This is a genomic window from Thermostichus sp. MS-CIW-40 (genome assembly GCF_054058315.1).
The window spans coordinates 43549-65344 of record NZ_JBSSAC010000009.1 but is presented as its reverse complement, the minus strand read 5'-3'; the positions used below and the strand labels follow the sequence as shown (position 1 = coordinate 65344).

The following is a 21796-nucleotide window of genomic DNA, read 5'->3' as shown; positions in this document are numbered from 1 at the left end:
AATGGAGTGGCCTGCAAATCACCGCTTTCCGTCGGGATAGAGCCGGTTTAGACCCTTGCGAGCCTTAGCATGGACATCCAGGGTGGCATCCATTTTCAGGATCTGCCGGTAAACTTGCTCGGCACGAGCCACTTCCCCTTCCTGTTCCAACTTTTCTCCTAGCTTGAGCAAGTTTTGGGCTGAGAGATCTGCCCAAGGATTCTGTTCGGTTGTTGGCTCCTGCAGTTGCCGCAGCTCTTCTAGGCGCTCTTGCACCATCGGTCGTAACAGCCAAGAGTCATCCAGATCCAAAACCTCTCGGTAGTAGCGCTGGGCCTCTTTAAAGTTCTTTTGCTCGTCGTAGGCTTCCGCCAGTTGTAGCGCCAGTTCCGCTGTGGGCTGATCCTTAAACTGGCGATGCAGTTGGTTCAGTCGCCGCACAAAGGGGGATCCCTGCTGCGGGTTTTTCAAATCCGGGGCGTGCTGAACCGGCAGATAGTCGTCCCTCTTCGCCGATGGTTGAGGGGAAGGGGCAGGCTCTGCAGCTTGAGGTCGAAGGGGCGCTTGGCGGCTGATGCTTTTGGGATCGATGGGGGTGGGCTTGTAAACCCAAATTGGCTGATCCGGAGGAGATGCGGGTGGGGTTGGGCGTGGGATCGGCTGCGGCAAGGGAATGGTCTTGCGATCCGGCGGTTCAGGAGATGGCTGCTTCAGCTCCTCAAGGGTGCTGGGAGGTTTGGGGGCCTGAAATTGAATCGCTTTGGGAGTCTCCCTGCGCTCTTGGGCCAATTCTCGGTACAGAGCGGCCAATTGCAGGTACCCCGCTTCTTCGTAGGCGGTGGCCAGCCAACGGGCATTCTCTGGGCTGGGATCCGCACGATAAGCTCGCCGGAGCAACTGCAAAGCAGTGCCGTAGTTGCGCTCTCGAATGGCTGCCCGTCCCAAACTCGCTGAGCTGACCCCGATGGTATCGCTGGCCATAGTCCCCCATCTGTCTTGGCGCCGACAATAGAGCTAAGAGTCAAGGCTGAGCTGCTGATAATTCAGGTTTTCCAAGCCAGCCACGTGGGTTGACGCTTGCTTAATATAACTGGATTCCTTGGCCATAGCATACCCTCACCAGCCGGGATGTTATCTGCTCGGACAGCTCCCTCTTGTTGAGATCTCTCGCTTTATATCAATTCAATGTCGATATTGAGGGTGGGATTGGATTGAGATCTGGATGCCAAGTTAACTTTCGGGCTAGCTTGTAGTCAGAGCTTCAGCAGCAACAGGTTCTGACGCCAACATGATCCAAGACTTTCGAGAGCGGTACCCTATGGGCAGTTTGCTCACCGATCTGTTGCGGGTGGAAGAAGGGATCTACATCGTCAGAGCCCAGGTGGTGGTGAACAACACGGTTTTGGGCAGTGGCATGGCTGGCTCGAACACCGTCGAAGAGGCGGAAGATGCTGCCTTGAAGCGCGCCCTCCACCACGCAGGATTTGGTCGCCCCACTTCCTCTTTGAGTTTGGGCATGGATTCTGCTGCCGCCAGGGTGCCTTATCTGCCAACTCCTGAGTTGGCCAACGGACACGCTCAGTCTTCCCCTGCTTCTCCAGCCCCCGAGTCGATAGGGATCCCTGCAAAGCCAAGTTCCCCAGAGCTGCCCGGTCTAAGTGAGCCGGCGGCCTATGGGGATGACCTATCGGACATCATTGCCCAAACGGATGTGGAGATGCAGCGCATTGGCTGGGGCCGCAAGGAAGGACAAGAGTTTTTGGAGCGTCGCTTTCAGAAGAAATCTCGCCACCAACTCAGCGACGCCGAGCTGCGGGAGTTTTTGCGCTACCTAAAACAGCAGCCCTCCCGCCTCAGCAGCGAACCCCGCTTTTGAAGTCTTCTCGGCCTTGCCGCCAAGATCTCGGGATCTGGAGATCTGGCAACTCCTATCTTCCAACTAGGGTTGTTCCGAGCCCGTTCAAGTAGCCTCTGACCCTTGCCCCCGGCCCCTCTGGAAGGGGGAGTTGGGAATCAAGCCAGCCAACTGTTTTACTGCTAGTTGGCTGCTACTTGGAATAAGCCCGTTCTACCGTCGGTGTCTTGCTGCTGCTGAAGCTAGGGCGCACCTACAATCACGCTGGTGTCTTCCATTTGCTTCACGACCGTTTCTCCCCCTTCCGAGAGCACAACCCGTCGCTCTGGCACCGATACTCCGGCCACCTTGGCGGTTTGGTAGTTTTGCCCGGCCTGCACCACAGAGGGAATGACACCTGGGCCAGAAACCAGAGCAAAGGACTCGCCGCCAATCTGTATCATCCCGGAAACCTGTACACTGCGGGCAAAGGCAGCCGGGTCAGGGGTAGGCGTTGGGATCGGGGTAGCCACGGCTACAGGGGCGCCATTGCCGCTGCCAGGAGGGGGCAAAACCGGAGGTGGAGGCAGGGGCGGCAGGACAATCTGCGGTTCAGGAGCACGCACGTTTTGAGGCACAAAGGGATCCACACGGCCAGCCCCACTCAAGGCCCGCTGGGTTTCCTGCTCTCGATCCACTGGCGGGATCAGACTAGAGGCAGCTTGGGTAGCCTGCAGAAGGGAGGGCACCGGCGGCGGGGGTTGATCGGGGGCGGTCTGGCCAAAGCCGGCAGGCAAGTTCACCGTTTGTTGCCGGGCGAGAGCTTGCATCTGGCTGGCTCCGCGGGCCATGGTGGCGCTCATATCCTGTTCCCAAGTCCCTGCAGCATTCAGCCGCATGATCACAGGGCTGGTTCCCCCCCGAGACTCCACCCAAATTTCCGCTTCTGTGTCGCTCAATCGCCGCGAGCTGAGGATCCGGGATCCCGGAGGCAAGAGGGGCCGAAGCGCCAGTTCGGCCTCAGGAACAGCCTGTTCGTTGGCCAGAGCCGGGAACCAACGGGGGGCCAAAAACGTAACGCCCCCTGCCAACAGCAGGCCGGCTACAAGAAAGCAGGACAATGGGCGAGCAGGCAGCGATTTCAGCATAGAGACCACCGGGAGAGCATGACTCTAGTCAATAATAAGCTCAACTATACTGAAAATAATGTAATGTATAATATGTTCAGTACGGATTACTACCAGTTGATCTTTCTGTTTACTTTCGAGTCTGCCAACATGGTAGCCAAAGCAAAGCAGAAAATTGGTAGTAAGACGACACGGAAACTGCGCTTTGGGTATTCTACTCAAAGCTTTGCGGGATACCGCCATTCTGGTTGGAAACAAACAGAATGCTATCGCTGCATAGTTGAACAGTGATGTTCAGCAGTGTTCAGCGTAAATGTATCAGCCTCGTATCCTCTCCACCAAAATATCCAAAATCTTCGTGATGGGGCCAAGTCAACCTGCTTTTCTCGACAACAGTGCTAGGATTTGTCGATCGAAACAGTGGCACCATGTCCCCAGAGATCCCGACCGGGCCAGACAAAGACGGCCTCTGTCCAAGCGCAGCCTCGTTTGCCATACTGAAGAAAGATTGTAAATATTTGTTAACGCCATGACTGTCTCTGCTTTGGATCCCGCCAACCCCGCCCGTTTACAGGAGATCGCTCAACGCTTGCGCAGCCCGCGTTCTGCAGACCGGATGGTGGCCTTGGCCCAGTTGCGGGATGTGCCGGCAGAGCAGGCGGTGCCGCTGATTTTGCAGGTCATCGACGATGAGAACCTGCAGGTGCGCTCTTTTGCCGTCTTTGCCCTGGGGATCAAGCAAACGGACGCCTGTCTGCCCAAGTTGCTGGAAATCCTCACCCAAGACCCGGACTACGGCATTCGCGCCGACGCGGCAGGTGCCCTGGGCTACTTGGAAGATCCGCGGGCTTTTGAAGCTTTAGTGCGTGCTTTCTACGAGGATGTAGAATGGCTGGTGCGCTTCAGTGCCGCGGTGGCCTTGGGGAACTTGAAGGATCCGCGGGCTTACGACGTGCTGCTGCGAGCCTTGGATGGGCCGGAGGTGTTGCTGCAGCAAGCGGCCATTGCGGCTTTGGGGGAATTGGGGGATCTGCGGGCGTTGGATCGGATTCTGGAGTTTGCCCAATCGGAAGATTGGCTGGTGCGGCAGCGGCTGGCCCAGGCCTTGGGCAATTTGCCCTCTCCCAAGAGCGTTTCTGCTCTCAACTACCTGGCCAGGGATCCCCACGATAGCGTTGCGGCGGCGGCTCTGGATTCGCTGCGGCGCTTGCGGCAAAGGGGCATCTCAGAAACCACCCCTGAGAAGGGATCCGGGCCAGCCAATTCTGAGGAAGGCTAAAGTAAAGATCCCGGCTCAGCTTGTTCCGGGTTCCCCAATCCCCAGAGAGAGGCCTCCTCTGTTTCCGGCTGAGCCTTTCTTTTCCTAGGATCCCTTGTCTCAATGGTTATCAGCCCCCACTCATCGGTTTCACCTGTTGCATCCCCGTCGCGGCCCCGCATTGTGGCGGCCCTTTCTGGGGGTGTGGATAGCTCTACGGTGGCGGCCCTTTTGCAGGAACAGGGCTACGCCGTGGAGGGGGTCACCCTCTGGCTCATGAGGGGGAAGGGGCAGTGCTGTACCGAAGGCTTGGTGGATGCGGCAGCTGTTTGTGAGCAGCTGGGGATCCCGCACCATGTGGTGGATAGCCGCGAGCTGTTCCAGGCCAACATTGTCGATTACCTGGTAGCCGGCTATGCGGAGGGCATTACCCCTCTACCCTGCTCCCAATGCAACAAAACGGTGAAGTTCGGCCCCCTGCTGGCCTATGCCCGCGAAAAGCTGGGCATCTCGCAGATGGCCACCGGCCACTACGCACGGGTGCGCTTTAACGCCGAGCTAGGACGTTACCAACTCCTGCGGGCGGTAGATCGGCAGAAGGATCAGTCCTATTTTCTCTACGACCTCAGCCAAGAGCACCTAGCCCATAGCCTCTTCCCCTTGGGCGAGTACACCAAGGCCCAAACCCGTCAGTTGGCTGCCCGCTACGGGCTGGTTACAGCCGACAAGCCCGAAAGCCAGGATCTCTGCTTGATTGAAACCTATGGCTCGATGCGGAGCTTTTTGGATCAGTACCTTGGGCAAAGGCCAGGGGAAATCGTCGATACCCAGGGGCGAGTGCTGGGATCCCATGAGGGCATCCACCACTACACGGTGGGCCAGCGCAAGGGGTTGGGGATTGCCTCTTCCCGTCCGCTTTACGTGGTGCGCATCGATGCGGCCATGAACCGCGTTGTCGTGGGGGAACGGGAGGAGGCTACCCAGGCTGAAGCGTGGGTAAGCCAAGTCAACTGGGTCTCTATCCCGGCGCCGACGGCATCCTTGGCTGTTGAGGTTCAGGTGCGCTACCGTACCCCCCCAGTGCCCGCCATGGTGATCCCGGAATCGCCAGAGCGGGTAAAGCTGCAGTTTGCCGAGCCGCAGTTTGGGGTCACTCCTGGCCAAGCCGCCGTCTGGTACCACGGGGATCTCCTGCTGGGGGGAGGGATCCTGGAGCGCCCTTCTCCCTAGGCCAACTGCAACTTCCCTCTCTCCAGGGGGGAAGGGTTGGGGGTGAGGGCAAGCCAAACTACGCTGCTTGCGCTTGCAGCTGCTGCAGGGATCGGAACAGGAGCACTGCATAGATATTGAGGATAGGCGCAACTGCCGTGGCGGCAGCATTCCCAACCACAGCCGCACCTAGGGTATCTCCCAGGATCCCCCCAACAAAAAACGAAATCATCAGGATCGCGATGCCGAAGATCAAGGCCACAGCCAGAAATGCCCAAAACACCCCCCACCAACGGCCCCTGACGAGGTTCCAACTGTAGCCCAACCCTTCTGTGGCCCCTTTGTCTTCCAGGACAATCGCGCAGAGCGTGAAAGCCAGCCTTATCCCCCAGTAGATGCCGGGAAGTACAAGCAGCAGCATCCCCAGCGAGACAATCAGCACCAGCAGGATGCTGCCGAATACCAGAGGCACTGCCTTGGAGACAGCTTGATCCAGACTGTTGCCCAGGGGAGGAGTGCGCTGCTTCAAGTGCTGATCCACCAGCCAAAAGGCTGCCCCTGCCAGGATGGGCAGGCCGATCAGGCCATAGGCCAAGTTGAGGATCCCCCCAGCAAGCGGGATCAGCTCCGCAACGATGGGAATGACAAAGCCAGGAGAAGCCAGGATCAGCAGCGGCCCATAGATAGGGCCTACCAGTTCCAGCGAGCGCTGCAAAAGGGAGAAGGGGTTGAGGGTAACATTCTGCATAACAGAGGGATCCTCGTGGGCAACCAAGTCCACCCCCTTCATACCACGGGATCCCAGCTTTGTTGCTGGGAATAGACTTAAGAAAGTCTGTATTGCTTTGTACAGATTTACGCCGATTTTTGGAGAATCCACGCCGCTGCCTGTTCGCCGCTGCGCAGGGATCCCTCGAGGCTGCTCTGGTGGGTGTATTCCCCGGCCCAAAGGAGGCCCGGCAGGCCGCTAAAGGTGGGAACCAGATGCTGCTGAAAGCCGGGGGGCTGTACAAACTGGGCAAAAGGGATCCGGTACACCCGCAGCAGGCGCAGTTGCTCCAAGGGGGCTTTATCGCTACGCGACGCTGCCGCGACGGGGAAGTAAGTTTGCAGCTCGGCCCGGCAGGCTTGGGCCAGTTCCTCGTCCCTCAAGGGGGGATCCCCTAGCACCACCACCGAATACAGGTGTTGGCCAGGAGGAGCCAGCGCCGGGCTGATGCGGGTAAGTTGGACCCAATGGTTGATCCAGCCCTGGCCGGTGGCGTTGAGGTACAAGTAGGCGCCGCGGCTGAGGGAAAAGGGGGCGCAGAAGTAGAGACAGGTCACCGCTCGCCCCTGGGTGGGAATGGGGGTGGGGGCTTGAGGGCACAGCTCCGCCTGCCAGGCCCGTGCCTGAGGGGCATCAGTAGCACAAACTACCCACTCGGCAGGGATCTCTTCACCCTTGGCGGTGCGGATCCCGCGCACTTTCCCGTCTTCTGCCAGGATGCGCTCCACCGGGGTTTGGTAGCGAATCTGTTCGGGGGACAGGTGACCGGCCAGTTGTCGGGCCAGTTCTCCCATGCCCAAGGCCGGGGTGACAATGGATCCCTCGGCCATCATCTTGAAATAAAAGGCAAAGAGGCGGGCGCTACTGCCCAGATCCGGATCTAGAAGGATCCCGCGGAAAAAGGGGTAGAAAAAGTGCTGGCAGATCTGTTGGGAAAAGCCGTACTGCTCCAGAAACTCCCGCAGCGAGCAATCGGATCCCCCTAGCCCTTCTTGAAAAACCTGCTCCGGGCTGCGGCGCGCCAGCTCGGATCGCAATTGCAGCACCTTGAGCTTGTCCCCAAAGCTGGCCAAGGGGTTGAGCAAAGAGGGGAGAAGGCTGGACAGATCCCGTAGGGGATCCCCCAACAGCCAGCAGCGACCTGGTTGAGCCAAAATAGTGCCGGGCCGGTAGGGACGGGGATCGAGCTTGCCCAGATCCAAATGCTGTCGCACTTTGGGATAGGCGGTGAACAGCACCTGAAAGCCGCGATCCAGGCGAAAGCCATCCACCTTGTCGGTACGCACCCGCCCCCCAGGGCCATCGCTTTTTTCCAGAACCAGGACATCCCTCCACCCCGCCTGGCTCAGCACTTTGGCGCAAGCCAAGCCGGCCAGCCCCGCCCCAATGATGACAACTTTGCCCATGCTCTGCCGGGATCCCTTCTTCGTCGAGTATTTTATCTGCTTGGATCCCACTAGGGCTGAGCTGGGTCGGCTGGCCCCCAAATGCGAATTGAGCCATCGGCGCCACCACTGAGAAGGGTCTGCCCATATCGCTGCGCGACGCTTCCGCGACCGGGGCCAAACAGCAAGACGCTCACCATCCAAGTCTGGCCGCCCAGGGTGCGCAACTGTTCTCCGCTGCGCAGATCCCAGAGCTTGATCTGGTGAGCGCGGTAATCGGTGCCGCTGGCGAGCAAGCGGCCATCAGGGCTGAGGGCAAGGGCGGCCAAGCCGGACAAAGTCTGGGGCAAGGTGCGCTCCAAGGATCCCGTGCCCAAGTTCCAGACCAAGATGCCACCGGTACTGCCAGCGAGCAAATAGCGGCCATCTGGGCTCAGAAGCACCTGCTCGATGGGGTAGTCGGCCTTTAGGGTTTCCAGCAAGGCCCCGCTGCCAGGATCCCAAAGGTGAACGGTGGGATCTCCATTGGCGGCCACCAAGATCCAAGGGGGGATCCCTTCAGATTGGTGGGAAGTATTCATACGGGTAGGTCTTGGGCCAAGGGCCACTGCTGTAATGCCAGCCCTCTGAGGGGTCTCCTGGGCGGCAGCAGTGGGAGGCGCCAGGGTGCGGATCAACTGGCCGTTGTCGGCCTGCCAAAGGCGGATGGTGCGGTCGGCGCTGCCACTGGCAATCCAACGACCATCGGGGCTAATGGCGACACTGTTGATCAACCCGGTGTGCCCTTGCAACTGCAGCCGCGCCAGCACATCCCCAGGCGAGAGAGCCGGATCCCCCAGGGTCGCCAGATCCCAGACCCGTACCGTCTTGTCTGCCCCCCCACTCACCAAAAAGGTACCATCTGGGCTGATGGCCAGTGCCTCAACGGATCCCTCGTGGCCTGCCCAGCTCTGGAGCAGTTGGCCAGCCTGGGGATCCCAAAGCCGGATCACGCCGTCGTCTCCCCCGGCAGCAAGGAGATTTCCATCCGGGCTGATGGCCAGAGCAGTGACGGCGACAGGGCCTTCCAGCGTAGCCTTGAGCTGCAAAGACTTGGCCCAGTCTGCCGGGTCGTTATCGCTACGCGACGCTTCCGCGACCGTGACGGCGGTGGGGACGGAGGCATGAGAACCGTTCTCGCGAGTAGGACGGAGTCCCAGGCCGTTGCGCTTTGCCGGGCCAGAGGATCCCGTTCTCGTGAGGGGGACAGAATCCTTGGGCTCCCCCCGCAGGCCAAGGTTCGCCCTCATCTGCCATACCCCTGCCACCGTCAACGCCAGCAAAGCCGCCAAGCTGCCTCCTGCCCAAACCGGTGGGATCCGGGGACGCGCCCGCAGCGATACCGGAGAACGCGGTGGGGTGGTTGGCTCCTGTAAGGGCTCGGCGGCGACAGGGCTGGGCTGGGACAGGAGTTCGGCGGCAGGGGGGCTCTCGGCGGGGGGCAAAGCCTGCAAAGCGGCCAGAGCTGCTGTTGCTGAAGGAAAGCACTGTTGTGGGTTGCAGCTCACCAAACGATCCAGAAAAGCAGCAAAAGGAGCGCTAGTAGAGGCCAGATCGTGCCAGCGCAACTCCCCCGTCAACGGGTCGCGAAACAGCTTCTGGGGCGGGATCCCGCAGAGGGCCTGCAGGGCAATCAGCCCAAGAGCATAGAGGTCGCTGCAATGCCTGGGGCCATAGGGGTTCCCGAAGCCAGAGCCGGAAAAAGCCAGACCCTGTTCCTCACCCCCCCACTTCAACAACACCCATCGGCCATCCGGCTGACGGTAGATCAAGCGAGAGGGCTGCAGGTTGCAGCAGCTCACCCCTTCCCCATTCAGGAAGGCCAAGGTTTGCAGCACATCCTGCAACAAGGCTCGTACCTCAGCCTCTGTCCAGTCGTGCCCCCAATGGCAGTGCATTTGGCGGGACGGAGTCGTTAGCTGGCCCCTCTCGGTTGCGTTACCTAGCAATAGAGCTTGTTCCAGGGTGGGCCCTTCAACCCATTCTTCCACCCAATAAAACTCCCCCTCTTGCTCAAAGCAGGCCAACAGGCGGGGGATACCCTCGTGGGATCCCAGGTGCTCCCGCAGCGCCACTTCTTGTTGAAAGAGATGCCGCAGCGAGGCGGAGTCCTCACCCCGTTCGCGGTGCGGAGCATTTTGGCCGGCCTGCCAGCGTTTGAGCACCACCCGAAGCCGCTCAGGATGATGGCTATCCTGTGCCAAGTAGGTTTGTCCGCTGGATCCCAGTGCTTCCAAGATCTGATAGCGGCCACCCAGGGTCTGCCCTACCATGGGGAGAGTGCGAACCTTTTCCTTCCGACCCATCATGCCATAGCGACGTGAGACTCAGGCTAACCGTTCACCCTTGCGTTCACGGTGCGGAGCGCCTGGGTGGGATAGAGTCCTCGCCGCATCAGTCCTCCACCGCCATGGCTGAGGTGAGCAGAGCAAAAAGCGAAAGGGGATCCCGACAGCCGCTTTCGGTCAACTTTCTCCCTGGAGCAGGCTGAGTTGCTCAGCGACCTGGGGGATGTTGTTGCAAAACCTGCTTCAAATATCGCCCTGTATGGGATCCGGGGTGCTCAGCCACCTGTTCTGGAGTGCCAACGGCGATGATCTGGCCGCCGCGGTCGCCGCCCTCTGGCCCCAAGTCAATAATCCAATCAGCACAGCGGAGAATGTCCAGGTTATGCTCGATCACCAGCACGGTGTTGCCTGTATCCACCAGCCGTTGCAGGACGTTCAAGAGCTTGTGGACATCGTAAAAGGACAAGCCGGTGGAGGGCTCATCCAGCAGATAGAGGGTTTTGCCGGTGGAGCGGCGGGCCAGTTCTGCGGCCAGCTTGACCCGTTGCGCTTCCCCACCGGAGAGGGTAGGAGCTGGCTGGCCCAGCTTGATGTAATCGAGGCCCACATCGGCCAAGGTCTGCAGGATCTTGGCGGCAGGAGGCAGGGCAGCGAAAAACTCCAGCGCCTCCCCCACCGTCATATCCAGGACTTCGGCGATGTTCTTGCCCTTGTACCTGACCTGCAGGGTTTCGCGGCTGTAACGGCTGCCCCCGCAGACTTCGCAGGTGACGTACACATCGGGCAGGAAGTTCATTTCAATCACGTTCACCCCCTGCCCTTTGCAGGCTTCACAGCGCCCCCCCTTGACATTGAAGGAAAAGTGGCCGGATGGGTAGCCTCTGGCCTTGGCATCCAAGGTTTGGGCAAAGGTTTGGCGGATGGGATCAAACAAACCCGTGTAGGTGGCAGGGTTGGAGCGGGGGGTACGGCCAATGGGAGATTGGTCGATGACGATCACCTTGTCGATGTGTTCGATGCCCTCAAGTTCTCCCATCTCCGCGGGTTGGGGCACCTTGTGTCCAAGATGGTGCTGCAGGGCAGGGTAGAGCAATTCGTTGACCAAGGTGGATTTGCCGGAGCCGGAGACGCCTGTAACACAGACCAACTTGCCCAGAGGGATCTCCACATCGATGTGCTTGAGGTTGTTTTTGTGGGCATTGGTGAGCTTGAGGGCAACCGCTTTCCCAGCCCGCCGCTGCGCAGGGGTAGGGATCCGCAGCCGCCCCGAAAGATAAGCTCCGGTGATGGAGCGCTCGCAGGCCATGATGTCCGCCAGGGATCCCTGGGCCACCACTTCCCCCCCGTGGATGCCGGCCCCAGGGCCGATATCGACGATGTGGTCGGCGGCACGGATGGTTTCTTCGTCGTGTTCCACCACGATCAGGGTGTTGCCCAGATCTCGCAGGCGAAACAGGGTTTGCAACAGGCGCTCGTTGTCCCGCTGGTGGAGGCCAATCGAGGGTTCGTCCAACACGTAGAGCACCCCCGTCAAGCCGGAGCCCATCTGGCTGGCCAGCCGGATCCGCTGCGCCTCGCCCCCGGAGAGGGTCATGGCCGGGCGGGCCAGCGTTAGGTAGTCCAGGCCCACATCCACCAGAAACTGCAGCCGGGTTTTGATCTCCCGCAGCACCAGCTCGCCGATCTGCACTTGTCGCGGGGTAAGTTTCAACTGCTCCAGGCGGTGCAGGCAGTCGCGGATGGAGATCTCGGTGAGATCGGTAATGCGGTAGCCGCCGATGCGCACGGCCAGAGCTTCCGGCTTGAGACGGGATCCCCCACAGGCGGAACAGGGACGGTAGGTGAGGTAGGCTTCCAGCTTTTGCCGATAGATTTCGGAAGTGGTTTCCTGGTAGTGCCGCTGCAATTGGGGAATCACCCCCTCATAGCGGCGATAGTACCCCCGGCCTCGGTACTGAGATTCCGCCTCGGCGATGTAGACCTCCTGGTCGGCGCCGTAGAGGATGATCTGCTGTTGTTGGGGGGTGAGATCACACCAGCGGCTGCTGAGGTCGAAGCCAAAAGCCTTGGCGGCTCCCGCCAACAAAGCCAGATAGTAGGGGTTCTCCCGCTCTGCCCAAGGGGCGATGGCCGCGTACAAGGGGAGCTTGGGATCGGGCACGATCCGCTCGGGGTCGAAGATGGGCTCAAAACCCAGCCCGTGGCAGACAGGACAGGCCCCAATCGGCGAGTTGAAGGAAAACAGGCGCGGCGACAGCTCGCCCATCACCGAACCGTGCTCCGGGCAGGCAAATTGCTCAGAAAAAATCAGCTCCGTTGGCTTGCCGTTCAGGTATTGCCCCGCCGACTCGGCCACCTTTTGCAGCAGCTGTTCTCGCTCCTCTTCCCGCGGCAGCAGCTCCACCACCGCAATTCCTCCCGACTGGCGCAGGCAGGTTGCCAGAGAATCGGCCAGTCGCTCCGCTATGTCGGGGCTCTTGACCAGCCGATCCACCACAACCTCAAGGGTGTGGGTTTTGTTTTTGGCTAACTCGATCTCCTCGCTCAGATCCCGCACCTGGCCGTCGATGCGCACGCGCACAAACCCTTGCTGGCGCAAGCTTTGCAACAGGTTGGCATGGGTGCCCTTTTTTCCTTTCACCACCGGCGAGAGCAACTGAAACCGCGTCCGATCCGGCAGAGCCATGATCTGATCCACAATTTGATCCACCGTCTGCGGGGCGATCACCCGGTTGCAATGGGGGCAGTGCGGGATCCCAGCTCGCCCATACAGAAGCCGCAGGTAGTCGTAGATTTCGGTAACGGTGCCAACCGTCGAGCGGGGGTTGTGGCTGGTGGACTTTTGATCGATGGAGATGGCCGGACTCAGCCCTTCGATGCGATCCACATCCGGTTTGTCCAGTTGCCCCAAAAACTGTCGCGCATAGGCACTGAGGGATTCCACATAGCGCCGCTGCCCTTCGGCAAAAATGGTGTCAAAGGCCAAAGAAGATTTGCCCGATCCGGAGACGCCGGTGAACACCACCAGGCGATCCCGCGGGATCCGCAGCTCGACATTCTTGAGGTTGTGCTGCCGCGCCCCCACCACGTGAATTTCGTTTTGGCTGGACATCTCACCACCTTTTCGCGCAGCGTGTCACAGGTATCCCGTCGAGACCGGCGAGTAACAAAATCTTAACGATTCTTAGTTAACGATTCTAATGCTCTTCGCTTTGTCCAAAAGGGGATCCCAGGGAGGGCAAACCGGTAGCAAAAAAGACTTGGCTATGCAGGAAAAGATCGACCCCCAAGGGCCATGACCTGGACACTGCCATCCGTTCAAAAGGTGTTTGTTTACCTGTTGGTGGGGATCGCCTTCACGGCCCTTTGTCTGGGGGATCAGGCTCTGTCGCCACCGGTCATTGCCGTTTGCTTGGCCGCAGGGGCCTGCAGTTGGTTTTGGGAGCCGCCAAGGATTGCTTTTGCCCGCTATGCCCCCCTGTGGATGCCCCTGACGGTGGCGGTGTTGCTTAGCCTGCTGGCTTTGGTTATCTTTGGGATCCTTCCCTTTTCCGATGGGGCCATTGGCTTGGTGCTTTACCTAACGGGGGCCAAGCTGTTTCAGCGGGAACGGGCAGCCGATCACATCCAGTTGGCGGTGCTGTCTCTGCTGCTGATGGCCATTGCCACCCTGTTCAACGAAGACATCAGCTTTGGGCTGCTGTTTTTGCTGTACGTGGGGGTAGGGCTAATCAACCTCACCCTTTACCACCTGCGCCTGCAAGCAGAGCAGCACCCGCAGGCAGCCAGCCAAACCCGTGGCATCAACCTCAACTTTTTGGGCTTTCTCGGATCCCTGGCTTTGCTGGCGGTGATCCTGTCCGTGGCTTTGTTTTTCTTGTTCCCGCGGGTCAGTTTAGGAATTCTGGGTCGCCAGGCCCGCTCGCCGGTGATGACCACTGGCTTTGCCGAGGAAGTCAGCCTGGGAGCATTCGGCACCCTCAAAACCGATAACACCGTTGTCATGCGGGTGGAATTTCCGGCAGGGGTGCCGCCCCGTGTGGAGTCCCTCTACTGGCGCGGGATCAGCTTCGATCGCTACGATGGACGGGCCTGGTCGCGAACGCTAGACCGCTTCATCCCCATTTTCCCCAACGCAGCAGGGGTATTTGATCTCTCTGCCTCCAGCTTGATCCCCACTGCTCCCGACCTGCTGCTTCTCCCCTTGGAGCAGCTTATCTATCTGGAGCCGCTGGTCACCAACACCGTTTTTGGGGTGGCCCCGCTGGTGGAGATGGAATGGCTGGAGCGGGGCGGAGCAGCGACGGTGCAACAAGCTTGGCAACGGCAGAATCGCCGCCTCATCCTGAGCGAGACCGGAGATGTTGGCCATTCTCTGCCTCGGCAGGTGCCCCATCTTTACCGCGCCCGGAGCCGGATCTCAAGGGAGTTAAGCCCGCGCTTGCGCCGGCTAGGCCACGCGGAGCTGTTCAGTGCTCTCGACCCAGTCCAACAGGCAGCCTATCTGCAGTTGCCAGCAGACCTGGATCCGCGCATTCCCGCCTTGGCTGAAGACGTTACCGCTGGGATCCCCGATGTCTTTGGCAAGGTGACGGCTTTGCAGAACTACCTGCTGGAGAACTACGCCTATACCACCGATCTGCCGGATCCCGGCCCTGAACCGCCTTTGGAAGCCTTTCTGTTCACCCATCGGCGGGGCCACTGCGAATATTTCGCCACAGCCCTGACGATACTGGCCCGCAGCATTGGCATCCCGGCCCGGATGGTGAATGGCTTTTTGGGCGGGCGCTGGGTGGCGCAGGAAAATTATCTGGCAGTACGCAATGCCGACGCCCATTCCTGGACGGAGATCCCCTTTGGCCCCTACGGCTGGGTCATCTTTGACGCTACGCCGGCAGAGGCCAATGTTAGTCAGCGGCAGAGCTGGTGGGATCCCCTTCAAGATTTCTACGACAGCTTGCGCTTCCGCTGGTTTAAGTACGTCATCCAGTACGACCTATCCACCCAGCGGCAGATCTGGCGGCAGATCCAGGAGCTGGCCAGCCGCGTAACTGCTCCCCAGGAGCTGGAGGATGCCGGTGCTGGCTTCCGTCGCAGCCTGGTTGCCTTGGGGCAAACGCTGCAGCGGAATGGACTACCGCTACTGGGGGTGGTGGTGATCACCGGCTCTACGGCCTATTGGGGCCGCCGCCGCCGCTATCAGGCCGTGCGCTGGCAGGATGGGGGGTGGATTCTCCTAGCCACTGCCGCCAATGGGGTGGTGATGGGATCCCTGTGGCAGCCTCCGCCCCCCTGGCCCACCTGGATGGTTGGCCTCTTGCTACCGAGTCTGGCCTTTGCTGGGATGCGCTGGATCCCGGCGGCTCTACCCAAGTCGCAGCAGCGCCGCCAGCTTATCTCAAGGCTTTATCTGCAACTGCGGGATCTGGCGACGGCGGTGGGGATCCCAGCCCACCTAGGCCCTGAGGCCTGCCTGGAACACTTGCGCCACTCCGACTTACCACAAGCCCAGGTGGCCATCCAGTTCTTGGAGCGCTACCTGGAGGTGCGCTTCGGTGGGATCCCGCTGGAAGCCGGGGAACTGCAGCGTTGGCAACACCACCTTAGACAGCTTAGGCGGTCCTGGCAGGCCAAGAGTTCGACGCCTGCTCCCAAAAGAACAGCTTGACTGGAAGACGGCTATAAAGCTCTACGAGAAGCCTTGACGTTATGAGGCAGTTAAGAGATAGTTAAATCTAGGTATAGACCTCGCAACCTGCCCCGGCCAAGTAGTAGACCTGAGAGGCGGATTGTCGCTGCAGGTAAGTTCTGCAGGAGCATTTGTGCGCGCTCTTGCTAACTGTTCAAGGCTGTGTTACTTTCCTTAACGTTCAGCTTTGAACGAGCAGGAGCGTGCTAGCTATGCGTAGCTATTCTTTGAGGGCGGCTTTGGCTGCAACTTTGTGTCTGCTGTCCTCGTCAGTTTTTTCCTCTAGTGTGGCTCAAGCGGCGCCTAAGCCAACCGGCAACGGTGCAATCTTCTTTCACCCAGATGGAACCTCAGCTTCCCACTGGGACATCACACGCATTCTCTACTACGGCCCCGATGGCTTTCTGAACTGGGATCGTCTCCCCGTGATTACCACCTATCGCGGGCACCATTTCGACCAGCTTGGGGGAACTTCCAACGGCGGAGCGGTGACCCATGCCACAGGAACTCGTGTCCACGCCAAGAGCTTTGGGTTGGATCCGGACGGCAAAGAGTACCCCTCTGCCAACGGCACCCTGAACACGATCATGGAAGAGGCTGTGGCGGCAGGCTTGGGTACGGCTCTGGTGCAAACGGGATCCATCATTGAGCCGGGGACGGCTGCCTTCGTTGCCAAAGCTGCCAAGCGCAGCGACTATGAGGAGATTGCCCTGCAGGTGGTGGAGTCAGGGGTAGACATCATCCTCGGCGCTGGCGAGGAATGGCTGCTGCCGGAAGGTGTCCAGGGCCGCTTTGGCAAAGGGAAGCGCAAGGATGGCCGCAACCTGATTGAGGAGGCCAAGAAAAAGGGGTACGCCGTTGTCTACACCCGCGACGAGCTGCTCAAGCTGCCGGCAGATGTCTCCAAAGTTTTGGGGGTGTTCAACGTCGAGGACACCTTCTACGACAAGCCTGAAGAAGAGTTGCGGAAAGAAAACTTGCCCAACTACATCGCCAGCGCCCCCACCATTGCCGAGATGACCGAATTTGCCCTGGCGCGGATCTCCCGCAATCCTAAGGGCTTCTTCGCCGTCATCGAAGAAGAGGGCACTGATAACATGTGCAACAACCTCAATGCCTCTGGCTGCCTGGAGGCCATGAAGCGGGCCGACGATGCCATCGGGGTGATTCTCAACTTTATCGAGAAGAATCCCAAGACCTTCATGATTACCACCAGCGACAGCAACGCCGGCGGGATGCAGTTGGTGGATGTCGAATCCGCCGAGGAGCCGTTGCCCCCTACTGACCCCGAAGGCAGTGGTGCCCCCATTGACGGAGTTGACGGCACGGGCACAAAGCCGTTTATTTCTGCTCCTGACAAGAATGGCAAGCGCTTTCCCTTTGCCGTGGCTTGGGCTAGCGGAGATGACGTCGGCAGTGGAGTCATTGCTCGCGCTGCGGGCTTGAACGCCCAAGAGTTAGTGCCGACCACCGGGATCCTGAACACGGACATTTATCGGATTCTCTACTTCGTACTCTTCGGGGAGCGCATCCCCAGCGAGCTGAAGCCCTAGTGTCTGCTGTGGTCACCTGCCTTGGGCGGGTGTTTGCCCCACAAGCTCTGTCCGTCACGGGGGATCCATCCAGTGGATCCCCTTTTTTTATGAGAACCACATAACGGCGAAGGGGCTAGCTCAGCAAAGCAGATAGACGTAGTTCATTTTGCGTTAGAACTGTACTACAGTGGGCTATCATAGAGCCGAGACTGTCCTTTGGGTTTGAGTTTGTTCCACCAACGCGAACTGCGATCTTCAACCATGCCCACTCCCGCTGACTCCTCTCCATCCCCCCTTCTCCAAAGCGACGAGGTTCTCAAGCCTGAGGACTCTGTTCCGCTGAGGGGGACGGTATTGGCGGCCCGTGAGCCTTTTTTGGGGCTGTTGCGGGATCTGGCGCGGGCCTACCAAGCTTTTGAAAATTACGCCGGGGTTCACATTCGGCAAATGGGGCTGACGGCCCCCCAATTCGATGTGTTGGTTACCCTTGGCAATACCCCTGGGATGACCATGAATGTCTTGGCCCAAAAAACGCTGGTGACCAAAGGGACACTGACCGGCATTGTGGATCGCCTGGAACAAAAAGGGCTGGTGCGCCGGGAAGTGCCCCCGGAAAACCGACGCTGCTTTAAGGTCGTGCTGACAGAAGCGGGGGAAAAACTGTTTGAGGAAATTTTCCCGGCCCACGTCGCCTACTTGAAAGAGCGCTTCCAAAAGCTGGATCCCTCGGAGATGGCGCAGATCCAGGCTTGCCTCAAAAAGCTGCACGCTATTTTCCAGCCCTTTCAGATCCCCCCTTGCTGAGGAGGGATCCCCTCTAGCCCGGTTCAAACGGCTGCCCCAGAGCTGCCGGCGGAGTGGCCTTCACCGCCTGCTGGATCCAGCGCCGCAGCCGAGGTGGGATCCCGCGCAAGCCGTACTCCCGCCATTCCCCAGAGGTGAGCATCAGCGCCAAAATCATCAACACGAAGGGAGCCACCGTAAAAACTTGGGTGGGCACGGCGCGGATGGTAGTCTGGGCAACCCCAGCGAAGGACTGCAAAATGCCGAACAGGTAGGCCCCCAGAGCTACCCGCAAGGGGTTCCAGCCACCGAAGATGACGATGGCCAAGGCAATCCAGCCATACCCTGCTGTATGTCGGTGGCTCCAGCCGGCCTTGAAATCCAGAGAAAAAGCAGCCCCCGCCAAGCCCAATAGGGATCCCCCCACAAGGGTGTAAACATAGCGCCAGAAAATGACATTGGTGCCGCGGGCAAAAGCCGCCGCCGGCTGTTCTCCCATAGCCCGCAACATCAGGCCAAGCTGAGTGCGATACAAAAAGAACCAAGTTCCCCCGATGAGCGCGTAGCTGGCGTACAGCAACAGATCCCCTTGGAACAGGAGTGGCCCCAGCAGCGGCACCTCTCTCAGGAAGGGGATGGGCAGGCTGGGCACCGTTGGCCCTGGGATCCGCACGAACGGATTGCCCAAAAAGGAAGACAAATCCGCCCCCAATAGGGTCAAGACGAAACCAATGGCAATTTGGGATCCCTTCAGGGTCAGCGAGCCAAAGGCCACGATCCCAGCAAACAGCGCTCCCACCGCGGCGGCAGCCAAAAAGCCCAATACCAAGCTTCCCGTCAGCTTGGCCACGGCGAACCCAACCATGGCCGCCAGCATGATCGTCCCCTCTGCGGAGAGGTTGATCACCCCTGCCCGCTCGGTAATGGTTTCCCCCACACAGGCGAAGACCACCGGTGTGGCGGTGGCAATGGCAGTGGAGAGAATAGCAACCAGTTGGGCAGCGGTCATTATGAGCCTGTCGAGAACTCGGGTTGGGTTAACGCATTTGCAGTTGCTGCGGGAATGCGCCTGTCGATCTGGTCATCGCCTCACCCCAACACCCAGAGCATGAAAGCCACCCCTAGGGTGACGGCACCAAACAGAGCATAGCTGATCCGGCGCAGCGGCCTCAGTTGCAGGGCATGCAGATCCTTAAGCCAGCCCAGCCCCAAGGATTCGACAAAGCGATCCAGCACCGCCTGCATAGGGTAGGCGTAAACCGATCCTTGCTCCTTAAAGTTCACCAGCACAACCAGCAGTGTAGCGTAGCCCCAGAGGAGGCCCCAGAGCACAGCGCTCAACCCGATTAAAATTGGCTCAAACATCGACTTTCCCTTGCCTTCTATAGGCATGTCCACTGCTTGCGTGAGCGGGAGACGGAGTTCTTTGAGCCTGGGGGACTTGGATCTCATTATTCCGGTTGTTTTCCCGTTGAGGCTGCCCTCCCTCAGACAAGAGCGTAGAAGGGATCCCAGCTTGCTTGCAGAGATCACGCCGGTTCTCTCCTGCCCGTCCAGGCCAGAAGATGACAGACTTAGACTTGGAGTACCCGCTCAAAGTTATCTCGTCAAATCCCCATGAGTTCTCGCTACCTGCTGCCCCCCGCCGAACCCAAATCCGTCGGTACCGCCTACATCCTCTGGGCGTTGGGCATCTTCGGGATCTGTGGCGTCCATCGCTTCTACCTGGGCAAGACTGGAACAGGCATCCTCTGGCTGTTCACCTTTGGCCTGCTGGGCTTTGGCCAGTTAATTGACCTGTTTTTGATCCCAGGCATGGTAGAGAACTACAACTTCAAGCTGGCCGTCCTACAGGGATCCCGACCCTCCCCATCCCCAGCTTCCTCAAAAACCACCTCAGCACCTCCTCAGCCCCTCAAAGGTCAAGCTCTGATGCGGGAGATCCTGCGGCTAGCCCAACAGCGGCAAGGGATCCTCACCCTTGCGGAGATAGCTATCGACTTACCTGCCGACTTTGACGAAATTGAAAAGGCGCTGCAAGAGCTGAGCCGGCGGAGCATGGCTTTCCCCGAAAACAACCCGGTCACTGGAGCGGTAGAATACCACTTCCCTCACCTGCTGCACCGCTCCCCCAACCAACGTTCGCTCTAGATGCCCTCCTGCAGACCTCTACTGGGATCCCAGGATCCCTCGGCGCTTGGCTGCCCGAACCGCCCGGCGAAAGGTCAGCAAGCCCAGGCCGAAGTAGAAAATGCCGCTGGCTAGAGCCATGGCCAAGCGCAGGGGATCCAGCCCTACCTCGCGCACCATTACGTCTCGCAGCAGCCCCGCCCCCGCTGTCATGGGCAGACTTTGCCCTAGCCACCTCAGGGATCCCGGCCATTCTTCCGTGGGAGCAGCCAACAGAAAAAGCAAGCCGAATTGGCTGATGATCAAAAGCTGCTGAATTCGCTTCCAAATCAGAGCGGCGGATCCCAGCAAAAACGAAAAACCGTAGGCCCCCAGCACCACGCTCACCAAAGGCAACACCAGAGCAGGGGGAAACCGCAACCGGCTGCCCGTCAGCAATAAGATGACGCCCAAAATGACGACAACAACAGAAAAGCGCAACACCAAGCTGGCACAAGCCCGCGCCAGAAACAGGGTGGCCGCGGAAAAGGGCGAAAGCAGCACCTGCTCTAGCGTCCCCGTCTGGGCTTCCACCTGCAGGTTGAGGGCGATGTCGTTCACCACAAAAATGACCAGCGTCCAGAGCACATAGCCGATCACCACCGCATCCAACCGTTCGCCAAATTGGGAGGCAGGCCCTGCCACATATTGGGCGCCGGCAAAGAGGGCATAGAAGAAGAACGTGGTGATCAGGATCCCGCCCAGGGCCTCCGCCGGATAGCGAATGTACTGGATCCAGGCCCGCTTCAGTTCAGCCCAAAACAGGTGTATCACCGGCATCATCCTTGCCCCTCTCCCCTTTTCAACAACTCGAGGAAAATATGGGTGAGATCGGCTTCCTCTCGTTTGAGGCCCAGCAAGGGCAAAGGCTTCAAGATCTCCAGCACCTGATAGAGCATCTCTGGCGGGCCGCTGAACCGCACCCGATGGGATCCGAGAATCTCCACCCCTTGGCGGGCCAGTTGTTCAAACCTCCAGGGATCCAGCCCCTGTTCCAGCTCGATCCGATAAGTGCTGACGGCGCCGGCAAAGTGCCGGATCAACTCTCCCGTGGGGGCTTGGGCGATGATCACCCCTTGTCGAATAACGGCTACCTGATCCGAGAGCGCTTCCGCAATATCCAGTTGATGGGTGGTGAGCAAGATGGCTCGACCCGAAGCGGCAATTTGGCGGATGAGGGATTTCACCGCTTGGGCGGCTTCCACGTCCAGCCCTAGGGTGGGCTCATCCAGCAACAACAGGGCCGGCTGGTGCAGGAGGGCAACGGCAATGGCCACCTTCTGCTGCATACCCCGCGAAAGGGTTTGCACGGCAACATCCCGCTTTTCCCACAGGCCAAAGGTCTCCAGGAGCTCTAGCCCCCGTTGCCGGGCGGTTCTGGGGGGTAGCCCCCGCAGCACGCCAAAGTACTCCAAGTTCTGGAGGGGGGTCAGCCGCCAGTAGAGGTTGCGATTGCCTTCCAGCACTGCCCCCACCTGGGCCAGGGCCCCCGGATCGGTATGGGGATCCCGTCCGAGAACGCACACTGTGCCCGCGTCGGGTTGGATCAGGCCGGCAATCATCTTAATGGTGGTGGTCTTGCCGGCCCCGTTGGGCCCCAAAAAAGCCAGGATCTCCCCTGCTGCCAGCGTCAGGGAGACATCCACCACCGCCCGCACCTCCCTGCCTCCTTGCCGGTAGGTTTTTTGGAGGTGGTGAGCTTCTAGAACTTTCATGACGCGAACCCGATGCA

The 21796-nt window shown here is 59.7% G+C and carries 17 protein-coding genes and 1 pseudogene; 8 read left to right on the top strand and 10 right to left on the bottom strand.

Going from position 1 to position 21796, the window contains the following annotated elements:
• Positions 1 to 18 precede the first annotated feature (18 nt).
• Positions 19 to 960, bottom strand: coding sequence for a hypothetical protein (locus ACVWXF_RS04750; RefSeq protein WP_457473782.1), 942 nt, complete (start codon positions 958 to 960; stop codon positions 19 to 21).
• Between the two features lie 307 nt (positions 961 to 1267).
• Between ACVWXF_RS04750 and ACVWXF_RS04745 the strand changes: the two genes are divergently transcribed.
• On the top strand, positions 1268 to 1855 hold the full coding sequence (locus ACVWXF_RS04745) for a hypothetical protein (protein WP_414329849.1): 588 nt from the start codon (positions 1268 to 1270) through the stop codon (positions 1853 to 1855).
• 221 nt (positions 1856 to 2076) lie between these two features.
• Here the strand turns inward: ACVWXF_RS04745 and ACVWXF_RS04740 are convergent, their stop codons facing one another.
• Positions 2077 to 2961: a hypothetical protein gene (locus ACVWXF_RS04740; RefSeq protein ID WP_457473781.1), complete on the bottom strand. Its 885-nt coding sequence runs from the start codon at positions 2959 to 2961 to the stop codon at positions 2077 to 2079.
• A 75-nt stretch (positions 2962 to 3036) separates the two neighbouring features.
• Here ACVWXF_RS04740 and ACVWXF_RS04735 point away from each other — a divergent pair.
• The 3 genes and pseudogenes from ACVWXF_RS04735 to mnmA all read left to right on the top strand — a co-directional run.
• Positions 3037 to 3220 (top strand): annotated as a pseudogene (locus ACVWXF_RS04735) (hypothetical protein); the annotation flags it as partial.
• 249 nt (positions 3221 to 3469) lie between these two features.
• Complete coding sequence (locus ACVWXF_RS04730; protein ID WP_457473780.1) at positions 3470 to 4219, top strand: HEAT repeat domain-containing protein; 750 nt, start codon at positions 3470 to 3472, stop codon at positions 4217 to 4219.
• Positions 4220 to 4321: 102 nt separating this feature from the next.
• Complete coding sequence (gene mnmA, locus ACVWXF_RS04725) at positions 4322 to 5428, top strand: tRNA 2-thiouridine(34) synthase MnmA (RefSeq protein ID WP_414350891.1); 1107 nt, start codon at positions 4322 to 4324, stop codon at positions 5426 to 5428.
• Positions 5429 to 5486: 58 nt separating this feature from the next.
• Here the strand turns inward: mnmA and ACVWXF_RS04720 are convergent, their stop codons facing one another.
• From ACVWXF_RS04720 to uvrA, 4 genes are all read right to left on the bottom strand, one after another.
• On the bottom strand, positions 5487 to 6197 hold the full coding sequence (locus tag ACVWXF_RS04720) for a glycerophosphoryl diester phosphodiesterase membrane domain-containing protein (RefSeq protein WP_457473779.1): 711 nt from the start codon (positions 6195 to 6197) through the stop codon (positions 5487 to 5489).
• A gap of 65 nt (positions 6198 to 6262) precedes the next feature.
• On the bottom strand, positions 6263 to 7582 hold the full coding sequence (locus ACVWXF_RS04715) for an NAD(P)/FAD-dependent oxidoreductase (RefSeq protein WP_457473778.1): 1320 nt from the start codon (positions 7580 to 7582) through the stop codon (positions 6263 to 6265).
• Positions 7583 to 7632: 50 nt separating this feature from the next.
• The gene (locus tag ACVWXF_RS04710; RefSeq protein WP_457473777.1) at positions 7633 to 9873 is read right to left on the bottom strand and encodes a WD40 repeat domain-containing serine/threonine-protein kinase; all 2241 of its coding nucleotides are present in this window, start codon (positions 9871 to 9873) and stop codon (positions 7633 to 7635) included.
• A gap of 223 nt (positions 9874 to 10096) precedes the next feature.
• The gene (uvrA, locus tag ACVWXF_RS04705; protein ID WP_457473776.1) at positions 10097 to 13000 is read right to left on the bottom strand and encodes an excinuclease ABC subunit UvrA; all 2904 of its coding nucleotides are present in this window, start codon (positions 12998 to 13000) and stop codon (positions 10097 to 10099) included.
• A 183-nt stretch (positions 13001 to 13183) separates the two neighbouring features.
• Here uvrA and ACVWXF_RS04700 point away from each other — a divergent pair, with 183 nt between their 5' ends.
• The 3 genes from ACVWXF_RS04700 to ACVWXF_RS04690 all read left to right on the top strand — a co-directional run bounded on the left by ACVWXF_RS04700 (position 13184) and on the right by ACVWXF_RS04690 (position 17916).
• Positions 13184 to 15556, top strand: coding sequence for a transglutaminase TgpA family protein (locus ACVWXF_RS04700; protein ID WP_457473775.1), 2373 nt, complete (start codon positions 13184 to 13186; stop codon positions 15554 to 15556).
• Positions 15557 to 15780: 224 nt separating this feature from the next.
• Positions 15781 to 17130 (top strand): alkaline phosphatase, encoded by a 1350-nt coding sequence (locus ACVWXF_RS04695; RefSeq protein ID WP_457473774.1) that lies wholly within the window; start codon positions 15781 to 15783, stop codon positions 17128 to 17130.
• 336 nt (positions 17131 to 17466) lie between these two features.
• Positions 17467 to 17916, top strand: coding sequence for a MarR family winged helix-turn-helix transcriptional regulator (locus ACVWXF_RS04690; RefSeq protein WP_457473789.1), 450 nt, complete (start codon positions 17467 to 17469; stop codon positions 17914 to 17916).
• A gap of 13 nt (positions 17917 to 17929) precedes the next feature.
• On the opposite strand, the gene ACVWXF_RS04685 is transcribed toward ACVWXF_RS04690, so the two are convergent.
• Entirely contained in the window at positions 17930 to 18904 is a 975-nt protein-coding gene (locus tag ACVWXF_RS04685; protein ID WP_457473773.1) for an ABC transporter permease, read from the bottom strand.
• Positions 18905 to 18984: 80 nt separating this feature from the next.
• Positions 18985 to 19260, bottom strand: a complete 276-nt coding sequence (locus tag ACVWXF_RS04680) for a hypothetical protein (RefSeq protein ID WP_041436392.1) — start codon at positions 19258 to 19260, stop codon at positions 18985 to 18987.
• Between the two features lie 252 nt (positions 19261 to 19512).
• On the opposite strand from ACVWXF_RS04680, the gene ACVWXF_RS04675 reads away from it, so the two are divergent.
• A complete protein-coding gene (locus ACVWXF_RS04675) occupies positions 19513 to 20046 on the top strand; it encodes a TM2 domain-containing protein (protein WP_457410817.1) in 534 nt (177 codons plus the stop codon).
• Between the two features lie 18 nt (positions 20047 to 20064).
• On the opposite strand, the gene ACVWXF_RS04670 is transcribed toward ACVWXF_RS04675, so the two are convergent.
• Positions 20065 to 20847: an ABC transporter permease gene (locus tag ACVWXF_RS04670; RefSeq protein ID WP_457473772.1), complete on the bottom strand. Its 783-nt coding sequence runs from the start codon at positions 20845 to 20847 to the stop codon at positions 20065 to 20067.
• Positions 20844 to 21779: an ABC transporter ATP-binding protein gene (locus tag ACVWXF_RS04665; protein WP_457473771.1), complete on the bottom strand. Its 936-nt coding sequence runs from the start codon at positions 21777 to 21779 to the stop codon at positions 20844 to 20846. Before ACVWXF_RS04665 ends, ACVWXF_RS04670 begins: the two co-directional genes overlap by 4 nt.
• Positions 21780 to 21796 lie beyond the last annotated feature (17 nt).